At 55.3% G+C, this 18,503-nt stretch carries 14 protein-coding genes, 4 tRNA genes and 1 rRNA gene; all 19 read left to right on the top strand.

What is annotated here, in order from left to right; translation table 11 throughout:
• Window positions 1-183: 183 nt before the first annotated feature.
• The 19 genes from rrf (at window position 184) to fusA (ending at window position 18,503) form a co-directional block, all read left to right on the top strand.
• Window positions 184-299: ribosomal RNA gene (gene rrf / locus NUV89_RS02505) — 5S ribosomal RNA — on the top strand.
• Window positions 300-469: 170 nt separating this feature from the next.
• Window positions 470-1,429: a bifunctional biotin--[acetyl-CoA-carboxylase] ligase/biotin operon repressor BirA gene (gene birA / locus NUV89_RS02500; RefSeq protein WP_257780149.1), complete on the top strand. Its 960-nt coding sequence runs from the start codon at window positions 470-472 to the stop codon at window positions 1,427-1,429.
• Window positions 1,419-2,168: a pantothenate kinase gene (locus NUV89_RS02495; protein ID WP_257780148.1), complete on the top strand. Its 750-nt coding sequence runs from the start codon at window positions 1,419-1,421 to the stop codon at window positions 2,166-2,168. The genes birA and NUV89_RS02495 overlap by 11 nt, the downstream gene beginning before the upstream one ends.
• 7 nt (window positions 2,169-2,175) lie before the next feature.
• Window positions 2,176-2,622: a hypothetical protein gene (locus NUV89_RS02490; RefSeq protein ID WP_257780147.1), complete on the top strand. Its 447-nt coding sequence runs from the start codon at window positions 2,176-2,178 to the stop codon at window positions 2,620-2,622.
• Between the two features lie 143 nt (window positions 2,623-2,765).
• Window positions 2,766-2,850: transfer RNA gene (locus tag NUV89_RS02485), tRNA-Tyr, on the top strand.
• 24 nt (window positions 2,851-2,874) lie between these two features.
• A tRNA-Gly gene (locus tag NUV89_RS02480) sits at window positions 2,875-2,948 on the top strand.
• A gap of 26 nt (window positions 2,949-2,974) precedes the next feature.
• Window positions 2,975-3,050, top strand: a tRNA-Thr gene (locus NUV89_RS02475).
• A 161-nt stretch (window positions 3,051-3,211) separates the two neighbouring features.
• A tRNA-Trp gene (locus NUV89_RS02470) sits at window positions 3,212-3,287 on the top strand.
• 45 nt (window positions 3,288-3,332) lie between these two features.
• Window positions 3,333-3,701: a preprotein translocase subunit SecE gene (secE, locus tag NUV89_RS02465; RefSeq protein WP_003194658.1), complete on the top strand. Its 369-nt coding sequence runs from the start codon at window positions 3,333-3,335 to the stop codon at window positions 3,699-3,701.
• A gap of 9 nt (window positions 3,702-3,710) precedes the next feature.
• On the top strand, window positions 3,711-4,244 hold the full coding sequence (gene nusG, locus NUV89_RS02460) for a transcription termination/antitermination protein NusG (RefSeq protein WP_003176436.1): 534 nt from the start codon (window positions 3,711-3,713) through the stop codon (window positions 4,242-4,244).
• A 117-nt stretch (window positions 4,245-4,361) separates the two neighbouring features.
• Window positions 4,362-4,793, top strand: a complete 432-nt coding sequence (rplK, locus tag NUV89_RS02455; RefSeq protein WP_003210097.1) for a 50S ribosomal protein L11 — start codon at window positions 4,362-4,364, stop codon at window positions 4,791-4,793.
• On the top strand, window positions 4,793-5,488 hold the full coding sequence (gene rplA, locus NUV89_RS02450; RefSeq protein WP_003176434.1) for a 50S ribosomal protein L1: 696 nt from the start codon (window positions 4,793-4,795) through the stop codon (window positions 5,486-5,488). The genes rplK and rplA overlap by 1 nt, the downstream gene beginning before the upstream one ends.
• A 200-nt stretch (window positions 5,489-5,688) precedes the next feature.
• A complete protein-coding gene (gene rplJ / locus NUV89_RS02445) occupies window positions 5,689-6,189 on the top strand; it encodes a 50S ribosomal protein L10 (protein ID WP_016969477.1) in 501 nt (166 codons plus the stop codon).
• A gap of 78 nt (window positions 6,190-6,267) precedes the next feature.
• On the top strand, window positions 6,268-6,633 hold the full coding sequence (gene rplL / locus NUV89_RS02440) for a 50S ribosomal protein L7/L12 (protein WP_017736673.1): 366 nt from the start codon (window positions 6,268-6,270) through the stop codon (window positions 6,631-6,633).
• Between the two features lie 219 nt (window positions 6,634-6,852).
• Window positions 6,853-10,926, top strand: coding sequence for a DNA-directed RNA polymerase subunit beta (rpoB, locus tag NUV89_RS02435; protein WP_026136778.1), 4,074 nt, complete (start codon window positions 6,853-6,855; stop codon window positions 10,924-10,926).
• 64 nt (window positions 10,927-10,990) lie between these two features.
• Window positions 10,991-15,190: a DNA-directed RNA polymerase subunit beta' gene (gene rpoC, locus NUV89_RS02430; protein ID WP_257780146.1), complete on the top strand. Its 4,200-nt coding sequence runs from the start codon at window positions 10,991-10,993 to the stop codon at window positions 15,188-15,190.
• 216 nt (window positions 15,191-15,406) lie between these two features.
• Window positions 15,407-15,778 (top strand): 30S ribosomal protein S12, encoded by a 372-nt coding sequence (gene rpsL, locus NUV89_RS02425; protein ID WP_002555494.1) that lies wholly within the window; start codon window positions 15,407-15,409, stop codon window positions 15,776-15,778.
• A gap of 118 nt (window positions 15,779-15,896) precedes the next feature.
• The gene (gene rpsG, locus NUV89_RS02420) at window positions 15,897-16,367 is read left to right on the top strand and encodes a 30S ribosomal protein S7 (protein WP_002555493.1); all 471 of its coding nucleotides are present in this window, start codon (window positions 15,897-15,899) and stop codon (window positions 16,365-16,367) included.
• 30 nt (window positions 16,368-16,397) lie between these two features.
• Window positions 16,398-18,503: an elongation factor G gene (gene fusA, locus NUV89_RS02415; protein WP_257780145.1), complete on the top strand. Its 2,106-nt coding sequence runs from the start codon at window positions 16,398-16,400 to the stop codon at window positions 18,501-18,503.

Here is an 18,503-nt window from a genome sequence, read left to right as displayed (position 1 = left end):
AATACTAATTGCCCGTGAGGCTTGACCATATAACACCCAAGCAATTTGACTACTCGAAAGAGCATCAGATTGCGGTGTGTGAAGACGATAGAACCGAAAGTTCGATCTCACAAAACACCGAAGCTATCACATACCCAATTTGCTGAAGCGAGACCAACAGGTCACGACTCAGTACCCGAATTTCTTGACGACCATAGAGCATTGGAACCACCTGATCCCATCCCGAACTCAGCAGTGAAACGATGCATCGCCGATGGTAGTGTGGGGTTTCCCCATGTGAGAGTAGGTCATCGTCAAGATTAAATTCCGAAACCCCATTTGCGAAAGCAGATGGGGTTTTGTTTTGGGCGCGAGAAAAGCAGGCTGCGCGGTGCTAGACAGTGCCCGCGTGGGTGCTAAATCTTAGGCTTTCTATGCAATGACCCAGCGCATGGCTATCATGCCTGCCTCATTGTGAGGCGATACTTGCATGTTGACGTTGTTAGAACTTCTGAAAGATGGCCGATTCCACTCTGGAGAGGCGCTAGGCGCTGCCCTGGGTGTTAGCCGCAGTGCTGTCTGGAAGCAGCTCCAGCACCTTGAGGCGGAATTGAGTTTGCCTATCCATAAGGTGCGTGGAAAGGGGTACCAGCTGGCGTCTCCGCTGGTGTTCTTAAGTGCTGAAGAAATTGCACTGAGGGCGCCTTCCTTGGGTTGGCCCATCCATATATCCGATTCTATTGATTCCACCAATGCTGAAGCTTTGCGATTGGTTGCTACCGAATACCCAGCTCCGTTTCTAGTGCTCGCGGAGCAGCAAACAGCGGGGAGAGGTAGGCGAGGCAGGGCATGGGTCAGTCCGTATGCGCAGAATGTGTATTACAGCCTCGTATTACGCATTGAGGATGGTCTGCGGCAGTTGGAAGGATTGAGCCTGGTTGTCGGTTTGGCGGTCATGCAGGCACTACGCGAGTCGGGTGTGCAGGGTGCTGCCTTGAAGTGGCCGAACGATGTCTTGGTTGGTCAGCAGAAAATTGCTGGCATCTTGTTGGAGTTAGTGGGTGATCCTGCAGATATTTGCCACGTAGTCCTGGGTATAGGCATTAATGTGAATATGCAGAAATCCGATGCTATAGACCAGCAGTGGACGTCAGTACAGCTCCAGACGGGCGCTCCAGTTGATCGTAATTTGTTGGTCGCAAGACTGGGGCAGCAGTTGCTGGGTCATCTGGAGCGGCACAAAGCCGGTGGGTTTGCTGCGCTTCAGGGGGAGTGGGAGCGCAATCATGCGTGGCAAGGGCGGACGGTTTCCCTCATTGCCGGCGTCAATCAGGTTGATGGTGTGGTGCTGGGTGTCGATCACCAGGGCGCCTTGCGCTTGAATGTTGATGGTGTTGAAAAAATCTACAGCGGTGGTGAGTTAAGCCTGAGGTTGCGTGATGATTCTTGAGCTCGACTGTGGCAATAGCTTTATCAAGTGGCGGGTGCTTGATTCGAACTGGTCGGCGGCCTCCGCGGAAGGTGTCGTTGGCTCGGATATAGCTTTGATTGAAAGCCTGGTGGCCGTTCCTGGCTTGCTGCTCACGCGCTGTCGGCTGGTGAGTGTCCGGGCGCAGGAGGAGACCGGTAAGCTGGTACAGGCTCTGGAAGGGGCTTTTGGTGTTGTTGTCTCTTGTGCCTCCCCTGCACGAGAAATGGCCGGCGTACGCAACGGCTATGAAGATTTCGAGCGTCTGGGTCTCGATCGTTGGCTGGCGATGCTGGGTGGATTCAAGTTGGCGTCAGGTGCTTGTCTGGTGCTTGATTTTGGTACGGCGGCTACAGCGGATTTTATTGGTGCTGATGGCGAGCACCTGGGAGGGTTCATTTGCCCTGGTATGCCTCTTATGCGTAATCAATTGCGCACGCACACCCGCAAGATACGCTACGACGATGCCGCCGCTGAGCAAGCGCTGGAGCGTCTCTCACCAGGTCGTACTACCGTAGAGGCGGTCGAGCGTGGCTGTACGCTGATGCTCAGAGGGTTTGTACTGACTCAGCTCGAGCTGGCCCGAAGCTACTGGGGCGACAGTTTCACGGTGTTCCTTACCGGGGGGGATGCTGATTTGGTTTTGGACGCTGTGCCGCAGGCGCGCCTCGTTCCTGATCTGGTTTTCGTCGGTTTGGCGATGGCATGCCCTTTGTCTTGAGGTGTTTATGCGTTGGCTGTTTCTACTTTTACTCGTCCTCAACGCCTTCTATTACGTATGGCATCAGCAGGAGGCGCCGCTGCGCGCCAAGGATGTAACGCCCTTGAGCCTCTATCGGGGTTCTCAGCAGGATATTCGCTTGCTGAGCGAGTCTTCGGATGCGATTGCCAGAAGGGAGCGGGCAAAAGCCTCTGATCCACAAAATACGTGTTTGTACATAGGAGGTTTTGTTGATCCGCACCAGGCGCAGTCCGTAGAGCAACGCCTGACCAGCCTGGATATAAAGGTCAAGGTGCAACTGCTGAACTCTCCTGAGGCCTCCGGCTACTGGCTTCGCGTAGCGCCTGAAAGCCGACGCCTGGCTGAAGATCTGCCCTTTGAAAACCTTGCTAAGGAATTCAATGAGTTAAAACATAAAATAATGTTGTGCGAAGGCGTTGCAACTCTCGAATAGTTTGCATAGAATGGCGCCCGCTTCGCAGTGAAGACCTTTACGGTCTACAGCGTGAAGCGAGCGTCAATGCAGCTAACCTCATATTTTTAAATGAGAAAATGCTTGACAGAAGGCCGGCGTGATGTAGAATGCCGGCTCGCTTAGGAGGGGTTCCCGAGCGGCCAAAGGGATCAGACTGTAAATCTGACGTCTACGACTTCGAAGGTTCGAATCCTTCCCCCTCCACCATTTTTAGCGTGAGCTGCAAGCTCCGCGGGTATAGTTTAGTGGTAGAACCTCAGCCTTCCAAGCTGATGATGCGGGTTCGATTCCCGCTACCCGCTCCAAGTTTGCAGGTTGTGCAATGTGTTTCGCTCTTGTAGCTCAGTTGGTAGAGCACACCCTTGGTAAGGGTGAGGTCAGCGGTTCAAATCCGCTCAAGAGCTCCATATAACAAGGCAGATATGAAAATATCTGCCTTTGTTTTAACAGCTGCCTCGGCTTGATTCTGGTTTTTCTGGCGCTTATGTCAGGTGGTTTCAAGTCTGTTGGGGTTGGTTGTTGTAAAGTCTTTTTCAGGCCTGCATAATGGTCGGCCTGATTTTGTTTTAGGTCAGTAGCTCAATTGGCAGAGCGACGGTCTCCAAAACCGTAGGTTGGGGGTTCGATTCCCTCCTGACCTGCCAGATTCACGTGGTGTGTCTGGCTTTCTTTTCACAGGATCTTCATAGATGACTCCTAAGGCTGAAGCTCAAAGCTCTCGTTTCGATCTGGTCAAGTGGCTCGCTGTAGTTGCCTTGGTGGTCGTAGGCGTTGTTGGCAATCAGTACTATTCTGCTTCGCCGATCCTGTACCGCGTACTCGCCTTGCTTGCCCTTGCTGCTGTAGCTGCCTTTGTAGGCCTGCAGACTGCTAAAGGCAAGTCTTTCGCGGTCCTGGTAAAGGAAGCTCGCACCGAAATTCGTAAAGTCGTTTGGCCGACTCGCCAAGAAACCACGCAGACCACATTGATTGTCGTGGCTGTTGTTCTGGTTATGGCGTTGCTGTTGTGGGGGCTCGATTCCCTGCTCGGCTGGCTTGTTTCCTTGATTGTTGGCTAAGGGTGTCCCGTGGCTAAGCGTTGGTACGTTGTGCATGCTTACTCGGGTTACGAGAAGCATGTTATGCGCTCTTTGCTAGAGCGCGTAAAGCTGGCAGGCATGGAAGATGGCTTCGGCGAAATTCTGGTTCCCACTGAAGAAGTGGTTGAAATGCGGAATGGGCAGAAGCGTAAAAGCGAACGCAAGTTCTTCCCTGGCTACGTGCTGGTTCAGATGGACATGAATGAAGGTACTTGGCACTTAGTCAAAGATACCCCTCGTGTCATGGGCTTCATTGGCGGAACCGCTGATAAGCCTGCTCCTATCACTGACAAAGAGGCAGAAGCAATTCTGCGTCGCGTTGCTGATGGTAGCGACAAGCCTAAGCCGAAGACGTTGTTCGAGCCGGGTGAGGTTGTTCGTGTCACAGATGGTCCGTTTGCTGATTTCAACGGTACTGTCGAAGAAGTTAACTACGAAAAGAGCCGGATCCAAGTGGCGGTGCTCATTTTCGGTCGCTCTACTCCGGTAGAGCTGGAATTCAGCCAGGTCGAGAAGGTCTAGCTGAACAAGCATCCCAACCCCACAGCCTTAGGCTGTGGGGTTTTGTCGTCACTGGGATAAACGCGCAAGTAACCGGGGAGCCTTTCGAGGCGCTTGAACCCGTAATTGGAGTGCCTCATGGCCAAGAAGATTACCGCTTACATCAAGCTGCAAGTGAAGGCCGCTCAGGCCAACCCAAGCCCACCCGTCGGTCCAGCTCTGGGTCAGCACGGCGTGAACATCATGGAATTCTGCAAGGCCTTCAACGCCCGTACTCAGGGTATTGAGCCAGGTCTGCCGACTCCAGTGATCATCACTGTATACAGCGACCGTAGCTTCACCTTCGAAACCAAGTCGACCCCGGCTTCGGTTCTGTTGAAGAAAGCTGCTGGTCTGACTAGCGGTTCCGCTCGTCCTAACACCGTTAAAGTCGGCACTGTAACTCGTGCTCAGCTGGAAGAAATCGCGAAAACCAAAAACGCGGATCTGACTGCAGCTGATATGGATGCAGCCGTGCGTACCATCGCCGGTTCTGCTCGTAGCATGGGCCTTAACGTGGAGGGTGTGTAATGGCTAAGCTGACCAAGCGCCAAAAGGCTATCGCCGGCAAAATCGAAGCAGGCAAGTCCTACAACTTTGTAGACGCTGCTGCCCTGCTGACCGAGCTGTCGACTGTCAAGTTCAGCGAGTCTGTTGACGTTGCTGTAAACCTGGGTGTTGACCCACGTAAATCCGACCAGGTCGTTCGTAGCGCTACTGTGCTGCCACACGGTACTGGCAAGACTGTACGTGTAGCTGTCTTCACCCAAGGCCCGGCAGCAGAAGCTGCTCTGGCCGCCGGCGCTGACCGCGTTGGCATGGACGACCTGGCTGCCGAAATGAAAGGCGGCGACCTGAACTATGACGTAGTTATTGCTTCCCCGGATGCAATGCGCGTTGTAGGTCAGTTGGGTCAGATCCTCGGTCCACGCGGCCTGATGCCTAACCCTAAAGTCGGCACCGTAACTCCAGACGTAGCTACCGCGGTTAAAAACGCCAAGGCTGGTCAGGTTCGTTATCGCACCGACAAAAACGGCATCATTCACACCTCCGTTGGCAAAGTCGGCTTCGATGCCGTCAAGCTGAAGGAAAACGTTGAAGCCCTGATCGCTGATCTGAAGCGTATCAAGCCAGCTTCCTCGAAAGGTATCTACGTCAAGCGCGTTACCCTGAGCACCACTATGGGCCCAGGTCTGGTCATCGACCAAGGCTCGCTGGACGTATAAGACACAAATTGGTGCGAGAGATCGCGCCAATTGAAAAAATTGGGGTCCCTGCCTGGCGGGGGCTATCCAAGACCGTAGGCGACGCAAGTCTTAAACCATCAAGCCTACGCAGATGGTGCTCCCGGTTCCTTACCGAATCAGACACCAAAACGACATCCGGCTCCGGCCAGATGAAACGGTAACAAGCAGGAGTTAAACCCGTGGCAATTAATCTCGAAGACAAGAAGGCCATCGTCGCTGAAGTCAACGAGGCTGCCAAAGCTGCTCTGTCCGCTGTCGTGGCTGATGCCCGTGGTGTGACAGTAGGCGCTATGACCGGACTCCGTAAAGAGGCTCGTGAAGCTGGCGTTTACGTACGTGTTGTACGTAACACTCTGCTCAAGCGCGCTGTTGCTGACACTGAATACAGTGTTCTCAACGACGTGTTCACTGGCCCGACTCTGATCGCGTTCTCCAAAGAACATCCAGGCGCTGCTGCCCGTTTGTTCAAGGAATTCGCCAAGAGTCAGGATAAGTTCGAGATCAAGGCAGCTGCGTTCGAGGGCAAGTTCCTCGCAGCTAACCAAATCGACGTACTGGCAACACTGCCGACCCGCGACGAAGCCATTTCGCAGCTGATGAGCGTGATTCAAGGCGCTACCAGCAAGCTGGCTCGTACTCTGGCCGCAGTTCGCGAGCAAAAAGAAGCCGCCGCAGCCTAAGGCTGATCGATTTCTCTCGCGTATTTTTGTTTATTTCGATGGCCGTGTAGGCCGTCCCCCAATTCAGGAAATACAGCAATGTCTATCTCCCAAGACGATATCCTCAACGCCGTAGCTGAAATGTCGGTTCTGCAGGTTGTTGAGCTGATCAAAGCTTTCGAAGAAAAATTCGGCGTTTCCGCTGCCGCTGCTTCCGCTGGCCCAGCTGCTGCTGCTGCCGTTGTTGAAGAGCAAACCGAATTCAACGTCATGCTGACCGAAGCTGGCGAGAAGAAAGTAAACGTGATCAAGGCAGTACGTGAACTGACCGGTCTGGGCCTGAAAGAAGCCAAGGCTGTAGTTGACGGCGCTCCTGCCGTGGTTCTGGAAGCTGTGTCGAAAGACGCCGCTGACAAAGCCAAAGCTACTCTGGAAGAAGCAGGCGCTAAAGTCGAGCTGAAGTAAGCATCGACCTTGCGTCTCCAGCCCAAGCGTTAAGCTGAAGGCTGATGGCTGGTGGCTCTTGCCACCGGCCTTTTTCCGTTCTTGGCTGCCGACTAGGTCGCCGCCATTAACGCGCTGTAGCCACCCGAAGCGGTGGTGCAAACCAAGGGGTTTGCAAGATTTTCTGGCTGCTCCCGTCGGAGGGGCCAAACAAGCAGGTGACCAAGCTGGGGAACGCTGATGGCTTACTCATATACTGAGAAAAAACGTATCCGCAAGGACTTTAGCAAGTTGCCGGACGTCATGGATGTCCCGTACCTTCTGGCTATCCAGCTGGATTCGTATCGTGAATTCTTGCAGGCGGGAGCGACCAAAGATCAGTTCCGCGACGTGGGCCTGCATGCGGCCTTCAAATCCGTTTTCCCGATCATCAGCTACTCCGGCAATGCTGCGCTGGAGTACGTGGGTTATCGCCTGGGCGAACCGGCATTTGATGTCAAAGAATGCGTGTTGCGCGGTGTTACGTACGCCGTACCTTTGCGGGTAAAAGTCCGTCTGATCATTTTCGACAAAGAATCGTCGAACAAAGCGATCAAGGACATCAAAGAGCAAGAAGTCTACATGGGCGAAATCCCACTGATGACTGAAAACGGTACCTTCGTAATCAACGGTACCGAGCGTGTAATCGTTTCCCAGCTGCACCGTTCCCCGGGCGTGTTCTTCGACCACGACCGCGGCAAGACGCACAGCTCCGGTAAACTCCTGTACTCCGCGCGGATCATTCCGTACCGCGGTTCGTGGTTGGACTTCGAGTTCGACCCGAAAGACTGCGTGTTCGTGCGTATCGACCGTCGTCGCAAGCTGCCGGCCTCGGTACTGCTGCGCGCGCTCGGCTATACCACTGAGCAAGTGCTGGACGCTTTCTACACCACCAACGTATTCAGCCTGAAGGATGAAACCCTCAAGCTGGAGCTGATCGCTTCGCGTCTGCGTGGTGAAATTGCTGTCCTGGACATCCAGGATGAAAACGGCAAGGTGATTGTTGAGGCTGGCCGTCGTATTACTGCGCGCCACATCAACCAGATCGAAAAAGCCGGTATCAAAGAGCTGGAAGTGCCTCTGGACTACGTCCTGGGTCGCACCACCGCCAAGGTTATCGTTCACCCGGCAACAGGCGAAATCCTGGCCGAGTGCAACACCGAGCTGAACACCGAGATCCTGGCGAAAATCGCCAAGGCCCAGGTTGTACGCATCGAGACCCTGTACACCAACGATATCGACTGCGGTCCGTTCGTCTCCGACACGCTGAAGATCGACTCCACCAGCAACCAATTGGAAGCGCTGGTCGAGATCTATCGCATGATGCGTCCTGGCGAGCCACCAACCAAAGACGCTGCCGAGACCCTGTTCAACAACCTGTTCTTCAGCCCTGAGCGCTATGACCTGTCTGCGGTCGGCCGGATGAAGTTCAACCGTCGTATCGGTCGTACCGAGATCGAAGGTTCGGGCGTGCTGTGCAAGGAAGATATCGTCGCGGTACTGAAGACCCTGGTCGACATCCGTAACGGTAAAGGCATCGTCGATGACATCGACCACCTGGGTAACCGTCGTGTTCGCTGCGTAGGCGAAATGGCCGAGAACCAGTTCCGCGTTGGCCTGGTACGTGTTGAGCGTGCGGTCAAAGAGCGTCTGTCGATGGCTGAAAGCGAAGGCCTGATGCCGCAAGACCTGATCAACGCCAAGCCAGTGGCTGCGGCGGTGAAAGAGTTCTTCGGTTCCAGCCAGCTCTCGCAGTTCATGGACCAGAACAACCCGCTCTCCGAGATCACCCACAAGCGCCGTGTTTCTGCACTGGGCCCGGGCGGTCTGACCCGTGAGCGTGCTGGCTTTGAAGTTCGTGACGTACACCCGACGCACTACGGTCGTGTTTGCCCGATCGAAACGCCGGAAGGTCCGAACATCGGCCTGATCAACTCCCTGGCTGCCTATGCGCGCACCAACCAGTACGGCTTCCTCGAGAGCCCGTACCGTGTGGTGAAAGACGCCCTGGTCACCGACGAGATCGTGTTCCTGTCCGCCATCGAAGAAGCTGATCACGTGATCGCTCAGGCTTCGGCCACGATGAACGACAAGAAAGTGCTGGTCGACGAGCTGGTAGCTGTTCGTCACTTGAACGAGTTCACCGTTAAGGCGCCGGAAGACGTCACCTTGATGGACGTTTCGCCGAAGCAGGTAGTTTCGGTCGCTGCGTCGCTGATCCCGTTCCTGGAGCACGATGACGCCAACCGTGCGTTGATGGGTTCCAACATGCAGCGTCAAGCTGTACCGACCCTGCGCGCTGACAAGCCGCTGGTAGGTACCGGCATGGAGCGTAACGTAGCCCGTGACTCCGGCGTTTGCGTCGTGGCTCGTCGTGGCGGCGTGATCGACTCCGTTGATGCCAGCCGTATCGTGGTTCGTGTTGCCGATGACGAAGTTGAAACTGGCGAAGCCGGTGTCGACATCTACAACCTGACCAAATACACCCGCTCGAACCAGAACACCTGCATCAACCAGCGTCCGCTGGTGAGCAAGGGTGATCGCGTTCAGCGTAGCGACATCATGGCCGACGGCCCGTCCACCGATATGGGTGAGCTGGCTCTGGGTCAGAACATGCGCATCGCGTTCATGGCATGGAACGGCTTCAACTTCGAAGACTCCATCTGCCTGTCCGAGCGTGTGGTTCAAGAAGACCGCTTCACCACGATCCACATCCAGGAACTGACCTGTGTGGCACGTGACACCAAGCTTGGGCCTGAGGAAATCACTGCAGACATCCCGAACGTGGGTGAAGCTGCACTGAACAAGCTGGACGAAGCCGGTATCGTTTACGTAGGTGCTGAAGTAGGTGCAGGCGACATCCTGGTTGGTAAGGTCACTCCGAAAGGCGAGACCCAACTGACTCCGGAAGAAAAACTGCTGCGTGCCATCTTCGGTGAAAAAGCCAGCGACGTTAAAGACACTTCCCTGCGTGTACCTACCGGTACCAAAGGTACTGTCATCGACGTACAGGTCTTCACCCGTGACGGCGTTGAGCGTGATGCTCGTGCACTGTCCATCGAGAAGACCCAGCTCGACGAGATCCGCAAGGACCTGAACGAAGAGTTCCGTATCGTTGAAGGCGCGACCTTCGAACGTCTGCGTTCCGCTCTGGTAGGCCACAAGGCTGAAGGCGGCGCAGGTCTGAAGAAAGGTCAGGACATCACCGACGAAATCCTCGACGGTCTTGAGCACGGCCAGTGGTTCAAACTGCGCATGGCTGAAGATGCTCTGAACGAGCAGCTCGAGAAGGCCCAGGCCTACATCGTTGATCGCCGCCGTCTGCTGGACGACAAGTTCGAAGACAAGAAGCGCAAACTGCAGCAGGGCGATGACCTGGCTCCAGGCGTGCTGAAAATCGTCAAGGTTTACCTGGCAATCCGTCGCCGCATCCAGCCGGGCGACAAGATGGCCGGTCGTCACGGTAACAAAGGTGTGGTCTCCGTGATCATGCCGGTTGAAGACATGCCGCACGATGCCAATGGCACCCCGGTCGACGTCGTCCTCAACCCGCTGGGCGTACCTTCGCGTATGAACGTTGGTCAGATCCTTGAAACCCACCTGGGCCTCGCGGCCAAAGGTCTGGGCGAGAAGATCAACCGTATGATCGAAGAGCAACGCAAGGTCGCTGACCTGCGTAAGTTCCTGCACGAGATCTACAACGAGATCGGCGGTCGCAACGAAGAGCTGGACACCTTCTCCGACCAGGAAATCCTGGATCTGGCGAAGAACCTGCGCGGCGGCGTTCCAATGGCTACCCCGGTATTCGACGGTGCCAAGGAAAGCGAAATCAAGGCCATGCTGAAACTGGCAGACCTGCCAGAAAGCGGCCAGATGCAGCTGTTCGACGGCCGTACCGGCAACAAGTTCGAGCGCCCGGTTACTGTTGGCTACATGTACATGCTGAAGCTGAACCACTTGGTAGACGACAAGATGCACGCTCGTTCTACCGGTTCGTACAGCCTGGTTACCCAGCAGCCGCTGGGTGGTAAGGCTCAGTTCGGTGGTCAGCGTTTCGGGGAGATGGAGGTCTGGGCACTGGAAGCATACGGTGCTGCTTACACTCTGCAAGAAATGCTCACAGTGAAGTCGGACGATGTGAACGGTCGGACCAAGATGTACAAAAACATCGTGGACGGCGATCACCGTATGGAGCCGGGCATGCCCGAGTCCTTCAACGTGTTGATCAAAGAAATTCGTTCCCTCGGCATCGATATCGATCTGGAAACCGAATAACACGTGACGCGAATCGAGAGCGGGGCTGTTTAGCCCGCTCTCTGCTCCGCCAGGAGGAAAGGCCTTGAAAGACCTACTGAATTTGCTGAAAAACCAGGGTCAAGTCGAAGAGTTCGACGCCATCCGTATTGGATTGGCATCGCCTGAGATGATCCGTTCGTGGTCGTTCGGTGAAGTTAAAAAGCCGGAAACCATCAACTACCGTACGTTCAAACCTGAGCGTGACGGCCTGTTCTGCGCCAAGATCTTTGGCCCGGTAAAGGATTACGAGTGCCTGTGCGGTAAGTACAAGCGCTTGAAGCACCGTGGTGTGATCTGCGAGAAGTGCGGCGTTGAAGTTGCGCTGGCCAAAGTTCGTCGTGAGCGCATGGCGCACATCGAACTGGCTTCGCCGGTTGCCCACATCTGGTTCCTGAAATCGCTGCCGTCCCGTATCGGCTTGCTGATGGACATGACCCTGCGTGATATCGAACGCGTTCTCTACTTCGAGAGCTATGTCGTTATCGATCCAGGCATGACCACCCTTGAAAAAGGTCAGCTGCTGAACGACGAGCAGTACTTCGAAGCGCTGGAAGAGTTCGGCGACGATTTCGATGCCCGCATGGGTGCCGAAGCTGTCCGCGAGCTGCTGCACGCTATCGACCTGGAGCACGAGATTGGCCGCCTGCGCGAAGAAATTCCGCAAACCAACTCCGAAACCAAGATCAAGAAACTGTCCAAGCGTCTGAAGTTGATGGAAGCCTTCCAGGGTTCCGGCAACTTGCCAGAGTGGATGGTGCTGACCGTTCTGCCGGTTCTGCCGCCAGACCTGCGTCCGCTGGTACCGTTGGACGGTGGTCGTTTCGCGACGTCCGACCTCAACGACCTGTACCGCCGCGTGATCAACCGTAACAACCGCTTGAAGCGCCTGCTCGATCTGTCCGCTCCGGACATCATCGTGCGCAACGAAAAGCGTATGTTGCAAGAAGCTGTCGATGCCTTGCTCGACAACGGTCGTCGTGGCCGCGCTATCACCGGTTCCAACAAGCGTCCTCTGAAATCCCTGGCTGACATGATCAAGGGTAAGCAAGGTCGTTTCCGTCAGAACTTGCTCGGTAAGCGTGTTGACTACTCCGGTCGTTCGGTAATTACCGTAGGCCCGACCCTGCGTCTGCACCAGTGCGGTCTGCCTAAGAAGATGGCACTTGAGCTGTTCAAGCCATTCATCTTCGGCAAGCTGGAAATGCGCGGTCTCGCGACCACCATCAAAGCGGCCAAGAAAATGGTCGAGCGCGAACTGCCAGAGGTTTGGGACGTTCTCGCTGAAGTGATCCGCGAACACCCGGTTCTCCTCAACCGTGCACCGACCCTTCACCGTCTGGGTATCCAGGCGTTTGAACCGGTACTGATCGAAGGTAAGGCTATCCAGCTGCACCCTCTGGTCTGTGCTGCGTACAACGCCGACTTCGACGGCGACCAAATGGCCGTGCACGTACCGCTGACACTGGAAGCCCAGTTGGAAGCGCGTGCGTTGATGATGTCGACCAACAACATTCTGTCGCCAGCCAACGGTGAGCCAATCATCGTTCCGTCGCAGGACGTTGTATTGGGTCTGTACTACATGACTCGTGAAGCGATCAACGCCAAGGGCGAAGGTCGTGTGTTCGCTGACCTGCAAGAAGTTGACCGTGTGTTCCGTGCCGGCGAAGCCGCACTGCACGCCAAGGTCAAAGTGCGGATCAACGAAACCGTCAACGACCGTGATGGCGGCAGCGTGAGCGGCACCCGTATCGTCGACACTACCGTCGGCCGTGCGTTGCTGTATCAAGTTGTGCCAAAAGGTCTGTCGTACGACGTCGTCAACCTGCCGATGAAGAAAAAGGCGATCTCCAAGCTGATCAACCAGTGCTACCGCGTGGTTGGTTTGAAAGAGACCGTGATCTTCGCTGACCAGTTGATGTACACCGGTTTTGCCTATTCGACCATTTCCGGCGTTTCCATCGGTGTTAACGACTTCGTTATCCCGGATGAAAAAGCCCAGATCATCGGTGCTGCTACCGATGAAGTGAAAGAGATCGAAAGCCAGTACGCCTCCGGCCTGGTAACCCAGGGCGAGAAGTACAACAAAGTGATCGACCTTTGGTCGAAGGCGAACGACGAAGTTTCCAAGGCGATGATGGCCAACCTCTCGAAAGAGAAGGTTATCGACCGTCACGGCGTGGAAGTCGATCAAGAGTCCTTCAACTCGATGTACATGATGGCCGACTCGGGCGCACGGGGTTCTGCTGCGCAGATCCGTCAGCTCGCCGGTATGCGTGGCCTGATGGCCAAGCCGGACGGTTCCATCATCGAAACGCCGATTACTGCGAACTTCCGTGAAGGTTTGAGCGTACTTCAGTACTTCATCTCCACTCACGGTGCTCGTAAGGGTCTTGCGGATACCGCGTTGAAAACCGCTAACTCGGGTTACCTGACTCGTCGTCTGGTAGACGTTGCACAAGATCTGGTTGTAACAGAGATCGACTGCGGCACCGAGCACGGCCTGTTGATGACTCCGCACATTGAAGGCGGTGACGTTGTAGAGCCGTTGGGTGAGCGCGTACTGGGTCGAGTGATCGCCCGTGACGTATTCAAGCCAGGCACCGAAGAAATCATCGTTCCTGCCGGTACTCTGGTAGACGAGAAGTGGGTCGAGTTCATCGAACTCAACAGCATCGACGAAGTGATCGTTCGCTCGCCGATCAGCTGCGAAACCCGCTACGGCATTTGCGCCAAGTGCTACGGCCGTGACTTGGCTCGTGGTCACCAGGTGAACATCGGTGAAGCGGTCGGCGTTATCGCTGCCCAGTCCATCGGTGAGCCGGGTACCCAGTTGACCATGCGTACGTTCCACATTGGTGGTGCGGCAAGCCGGACCTCCGCAGCTGACAGCGTTCAGGTGAAGAATGGCGGTACCGTCCGTCTGCACAACCTGAAGCACGTTGAGCGAGTGGATGGCCACCTGGTTGCTGTGTCCCGTTCCGGTGAGCTGGCAATCGCTGATGACTACGGTCGTGAGCGTGAGCGTTACAAGCTGCCGTACGGTGCTGTGATTTCGGTTAAAGAAGGTGACAAGGTCGACGCTGGCGCAATCGTGGCCAAGTGGGATCCGCACACTCACCCAATCGTTACCGAAATGAAAGGTACCGTGACCTACGTGGGCATGGAAGAAGGCATCACGATCAAGCGTCAGACTGACGAATTGACCGGTATGACCAACATTGAAGTACTCGACGCGAAAGATCGTCCAGCTGCCGGTAAAGACATCCGTCCTGCCGTGAAGATGGTCGACGACAACGGCAAGGACTTGTTGCTGCCAGGCACTGACGTAATCGCTCAGTACTTCCTGCCAGCCAACGCCCTGGTCGGTGTAGCGGATGGTGCGAAGATCGCGATCGGTGATGTTATCGCGCGTATCCCGCAAGAAACTTCGAAAACTCGAGACATCACCGGTGGTCTGCCGCGTGTTGCCGACTTGTTCGAAGCTCGTCGTCCGAAAGAAGCGTCGATTCTGGCTGAAGTCAGCGGCACCATCGCGTTCGGTAAAGAGACCAAGGGCAAGCGCCGTCTGGTCATTACCCCGAACGACGGTAGCGATCCGTATGAAGAGCTGATTCCGAAGTGGCGTCACCTGAACGTGTTCGAAGGCGAACAGGTAAACCGCGGCGAAGTTATCTCCGACGGCCCGAGCGATCCACACGACATCCTGCGTCTGCTGGGTGTGAGTGCGCTGGCCAAGTACATCGTTAACGAGATCCAGGACGTTTACCGTCTGCAAGGCGTGAAGATCAACGATAAGCACATCGAGACCATCCTGCGTCAGATGCTGCGTAAAGTTGAAATCGCTGAATCCGGCGATTCCAGTTTCATCAAGGGCGACCAGATGGAACTGACTCACGTACTGGTAGAGAACGAGCGCCTGGCTGGCGACGAGAAATTCGTTTCCAAGTTCACTCGTGTGTTGCTGGGTATCACCAAGGCGTCGTTGTCCACTGAGTCGTTCATCTCGGCGGCCTCCTTCCAGGAGACCACTCGCGTACTGACCGAAGCAGCGGTAACCGGCAAGCGCGACTACCTGCGCGGCCTGAAAGAAAACGTGGTCGTGGGTCGTTTGATCCCGGCGGGTACCGGTTTGGCTTACCACAGCGAGCGCAAGCGCCGCCGTGATGCTGACAAGCCGCTGCGCGTAAGCGCCAGTGAAGTGGAAGCTGCACTGACCGAAGCGCTGAACTCAAGCGGTAACTGAGTTCTGCGATAAATAAGTCTGGGCCCTGGCAGTCCCATTCGTCGGATCGAGGCAATTTTGCCCCGGCTCGGCAGGTGGGAAGGTCGGGGCCTTGCCTTGACTGGGGACAAGATCCTCTTTAGACTCTTGTACCCCTAAATTTGGCGGGAATTCGTTCCTGCCATTTTGCTTTTCTTGCAAGACAATAGCGTCGCAAGACAACAGTGGAGCTAGTAGATGGCAACTATCAACCAGCTGGTACGTCAGCCGCGTAAGCGTATCGTCGAGAAATCCGACGTACCTGCGCTGCAGAACTGCCCGCAACGTCGTGGCGTATGCACCCGTGTGTATACCACCACGCCGAAAAAACCTAACTCGGCACTGCGTAAAGTATGCCGTGTGCGCCTGACCAACGGTTTCGAGGTTTCCTCGTACATCGGCGGTGAAGGCCACAACCTGCAAGAGCACAGCGTGGTACTGATCCGCGGCGGTCGTGTAAAAGACTTGCCAGGTGTTCGTTACCACACCGTACGCGGCTCCTTGGATACTTCCGGCGTTAAAGGTCGTAACCAGGGTCGTTCGAAGTACGGTACCAAGAAGCCTAAGTAGTAGCGGCTTTTTGTAAAACTGAATCATCTTATTTTCTGAGTCGATAAGAGTAAGGTCGGAGGCGTCCCGAAAGGGCACCGATTCCGAGCGAACCTGAAGACCGTTTGAGGGCTTATCCATGCCAAGAAGACGCGTAGCAGCCAAGCGCGAAGTGCTTGACGATCCAAAATACGGAAGCCAAATCCTGGCCAAGTTCATGAACCACGTGATGGAAAGCGGCAAGAAAGCCGTTGCCGAGCGTATCGTTTATGGCGCGCTGGAAAAGGTTAAAGAACGCAAGAACAGCGACCCCCTGGAAATCTTCGAGAAAGCTCTCGACGCCATCGCTCCGCTGGTCGAAGTGAAGTCGCGCCGTGTAGGCGGTGCTACTTACCAGGTTCCGGTTGAAGTTCGTCCGTCCCGTCGTAACGCTCTGGCAATGCGCTGGTTGGTAGACTTCGCCCGTAAGCGTGGCGAGAAGTCTATGGCTCTGCGTTTGGCCGGCGAACTGTTGGACGCTGCCGAAGGTAAAGGTGCTGCTGTTAAGAAGCGTGAAGACGTGCACCGTATGGCTGAAGCTAACAAAGCTTTCTCGCACTACCGCTTCTAATCTTAGCTTCACTAATTTTGCGAGGGCTTTATGGCTCGTACTACTCCGATTAGCCGCTACCGTAACATCGGTATCGTTGCTCACGTGGATGCTGGTAAAACCACCACCACCGAGCGCGTACTGTTTTACACCGGCAAAAGTCACAAAATGGGCGAGGTGCATGACGGCGCCGCGACCACAGACTGGATGGTTCAGGAGCAGGAGCGTGGTATTACCATTACTTCTGCTGCTATTACCGCCTTCTGGAAAGGTTCCGAGAAGCAGTACAAAGACGAGCATCGCTTCAACGTAATCGATACCCCGGGCCACGTAGACTTCACCATTGAAGTTGAACGTTCCCTGCGCGTGCTCGACGGCGCTGTCGTTGTGTTCTGCGGTACCTCGGGTGTTGAGCCTCAGTCGGAAACCGTATGGCGTCAAGCCAACAAGTACGGCGTTCCACGTCTTGTTTACGTAAACAAGATGGACCGTGCTGGCGCCAACTTCCTGCGCGTGATCGGTCAGATCAAGCAGCGTCTGGGTCACACTCCGGTGCCAATCCAATTGGCTATCGGTTCCGAAGACAACTTCCAGGGTCAGATCGATCTGCTCGCCATGGAAGCTGTTTACTGGAATGATTCCGACAAAGGTATGGTGCCTGTTCGTAAGCCTATCCCTGCTGAACTGCAGGAGCTGGCTGACGAGTGGCGCGGCAACATGGTTGAGGCTGCTGCCGAAGCCAGCGAAGAGCTGATGAACAAATACCTCGAAGGTGAAGAACTCACCAACGTGGAAATCAAGGCCGCTCTGCGTCAGCGTACCATCGCTGGCGAAATCGTCTTGGCTGTTTGCGGTTCTTCCTTCAAGAACAAGGGTGTTCCCCTGGTTCTCGACGCCGTTATCGACTACCTGCCGGCTCCAACCGACATTCCTGCTATCAAGGGTTCCAACCCTGATAACGAGGAAGAAGAGATGGAGCGTCATGCAGACGACAACGAGCCGTTCTCGGCTCTGGCGTTCAAGATCGCTACCGACCCATTCGTGGGTACTTTGACCTTCGTCCGTGTTTACTCGGGCGTGTTGGCATCCGGCGACGGCGTGATCAACTCGGTTAAAGGCAAGAAAGAGCGCGTGGGTCGTATGGTGCAAATGCACGCAAACGCCCGTGAAGAGATCAAGGAAGTGCGCGCTGGTGACATCGCGGCCCTGATCGGCATGAAGGACGTCACCACTGGTGAGACTTTGTGCGACGCTGCCAAGCCAATCATCCTGGTTCGCATGGACTTCCCGGAGCCGGTTATTTCGGTTGCCGTAGAGCCTAAGACCAAGGATGACCAGGAAAAAATGGGTATCGCTCTGGGCAAACTTGCTCAGGAAGATCCATCTTTCCGCGTTAAGACTGATGAAGAGACTGGTCAAACGATCATCTCCGGCATGGGCGAGTTGCACCTGGACATCCTGGTTGACCGGATGCGCCGTGAGTTCAACGTCGAAGCCAACATCGGTAAGCCTCAGGTTTCCTATCGTGAGCGCATCACGAAGAATTGCGAAATCGAAGGCAAGTTCGTTCGTCAGTCCGGCGGTCGTGGTCAGTTCGGTCACTGCTGGATCCGTTTTGCTCCTGCTGACGAAGGTCAGGAAGGTCTGCAATTCGTGAACGAAGTAGTTGGTGGTGTGGTTCCTAAGGAATACATCCCGGCTATCCAGAAGGGCATCGAAGAGCAGATGAAGAACGGCGTTGTTGCCGGCTATCCGCTGATCGGCCTGAAAGCAACCGTTTTTGACGGTTCTTACCACGACGTCGACTCCAACGAGATGGCGTTCAAGGTAGCTGCCTCCATGGCAACCAAGCAACTGGCCCAGAAGGGCGGTGGTGAGTTGCTTGAGCCGATCATGGCGGTAGAAGTTGTTACACCTGAAGACTATATGGGTGATGTCATGGGCGACCTTAACCGTCGTCGCGGCATGATCTTGGGTATGGAAGACACGGTTTCCGGCAAAGTGATTCGCGCCGAGGTTCCGTTGGGTGAGATGTTCGGTTATGCGACCGACGTTCGCTCCATGTCCCAGGGTCGCGCAAGCTACTCTATGGAATTCAAGAAATACAATACGGCTCCGTCGCACATCGTCGAAACCGTTACCAAAAAACAAGGCTGA

It is taken from the genome of Pseudomonas sp. 18.1.10 (assembly GCF_024655625.1).
Classification (GTDB): domain Bacteria; phylum Pseudomonadota; class Gammaproteobacteria; order Pseudomonadales; family Pseudomonadaceae; genus Aquipseudomonas.
The sequence above is the reverse complement of the archived record's forward strand: the minus strand, read 5'-3'. Positions and strand labels throughout refer to the sequence as shown.

Coding starts and splice junctions, on each gene's coding strand:
- birA (WP_257780149.1), top strand. CDS start 470: ATGTTGACGTTGTTAGAACTTCTGAAAGATGGCCGATTCCACTCTGGA.
- NUV89_RS02495 (WP_257780148.1), top strand. CDS start 1,419: ATGATTCTTGAGCTCGACTGTGGCAATAGCTTTATCAAGTGGCGGGTG.
- rplL (WP_017736673.1), top strand. CDS start 6,268: ATGTCTATCTCCCAAGACGATATCCTCAACGCCGTAGCTGAAATGTCG.
- NUV89_RS02490 (WP_257780147.1), top strand. CDS start 2,176: ATGCGTTGGCTGTTTCTACTTTTACTCGTCCTCAACGCCTTCTATTAC.
- rplA (WP_003176434.1), top strand. CDS start 4,793: ATGGCTAAGCTGACCAAGCGCCAAAAGGCTATCGCCGGCAAAATCGAA.
- rpsL (WP_002555494.1), top strand. CDS start 15,407: ATGGCAACTATCAACCAGCTGGTACGTCAGCCGCGTAAGCGTATCGTC.
- fusA (WP_257780145.1), top strand. CDS start 16,398: ATGGCTCGTACTACTCCGATTAGCCGCTACCGTAACATCGGTATCGTT.
- secE (WP_003194658.1), top strand. CDS start 3,333: ATGACTCCTAAGGCTGAAGCTCAAAGCTCTCGTTTCGATCTGGTCAAG.
- rpsG (WP_002555493.1), top strand. CDS start 15,897: ATGCCAAGAAGACGCGTAGCAGCCAAGCGCGAAGTGCTTGACGATCCA.
- rpoB (WP_026136778.1), top strand. CDS start 6,853: ATGGCTTACTCATATACTGAGAAAAAACGTATCCGCAAGGACTTTAGC.
- rplK (WP_003210097.1), top strand. CDS start 4,362: ATGGCCAAGAAGATTACCGCTTACATCAAGCTGCAAGTGAAGGCCGCT.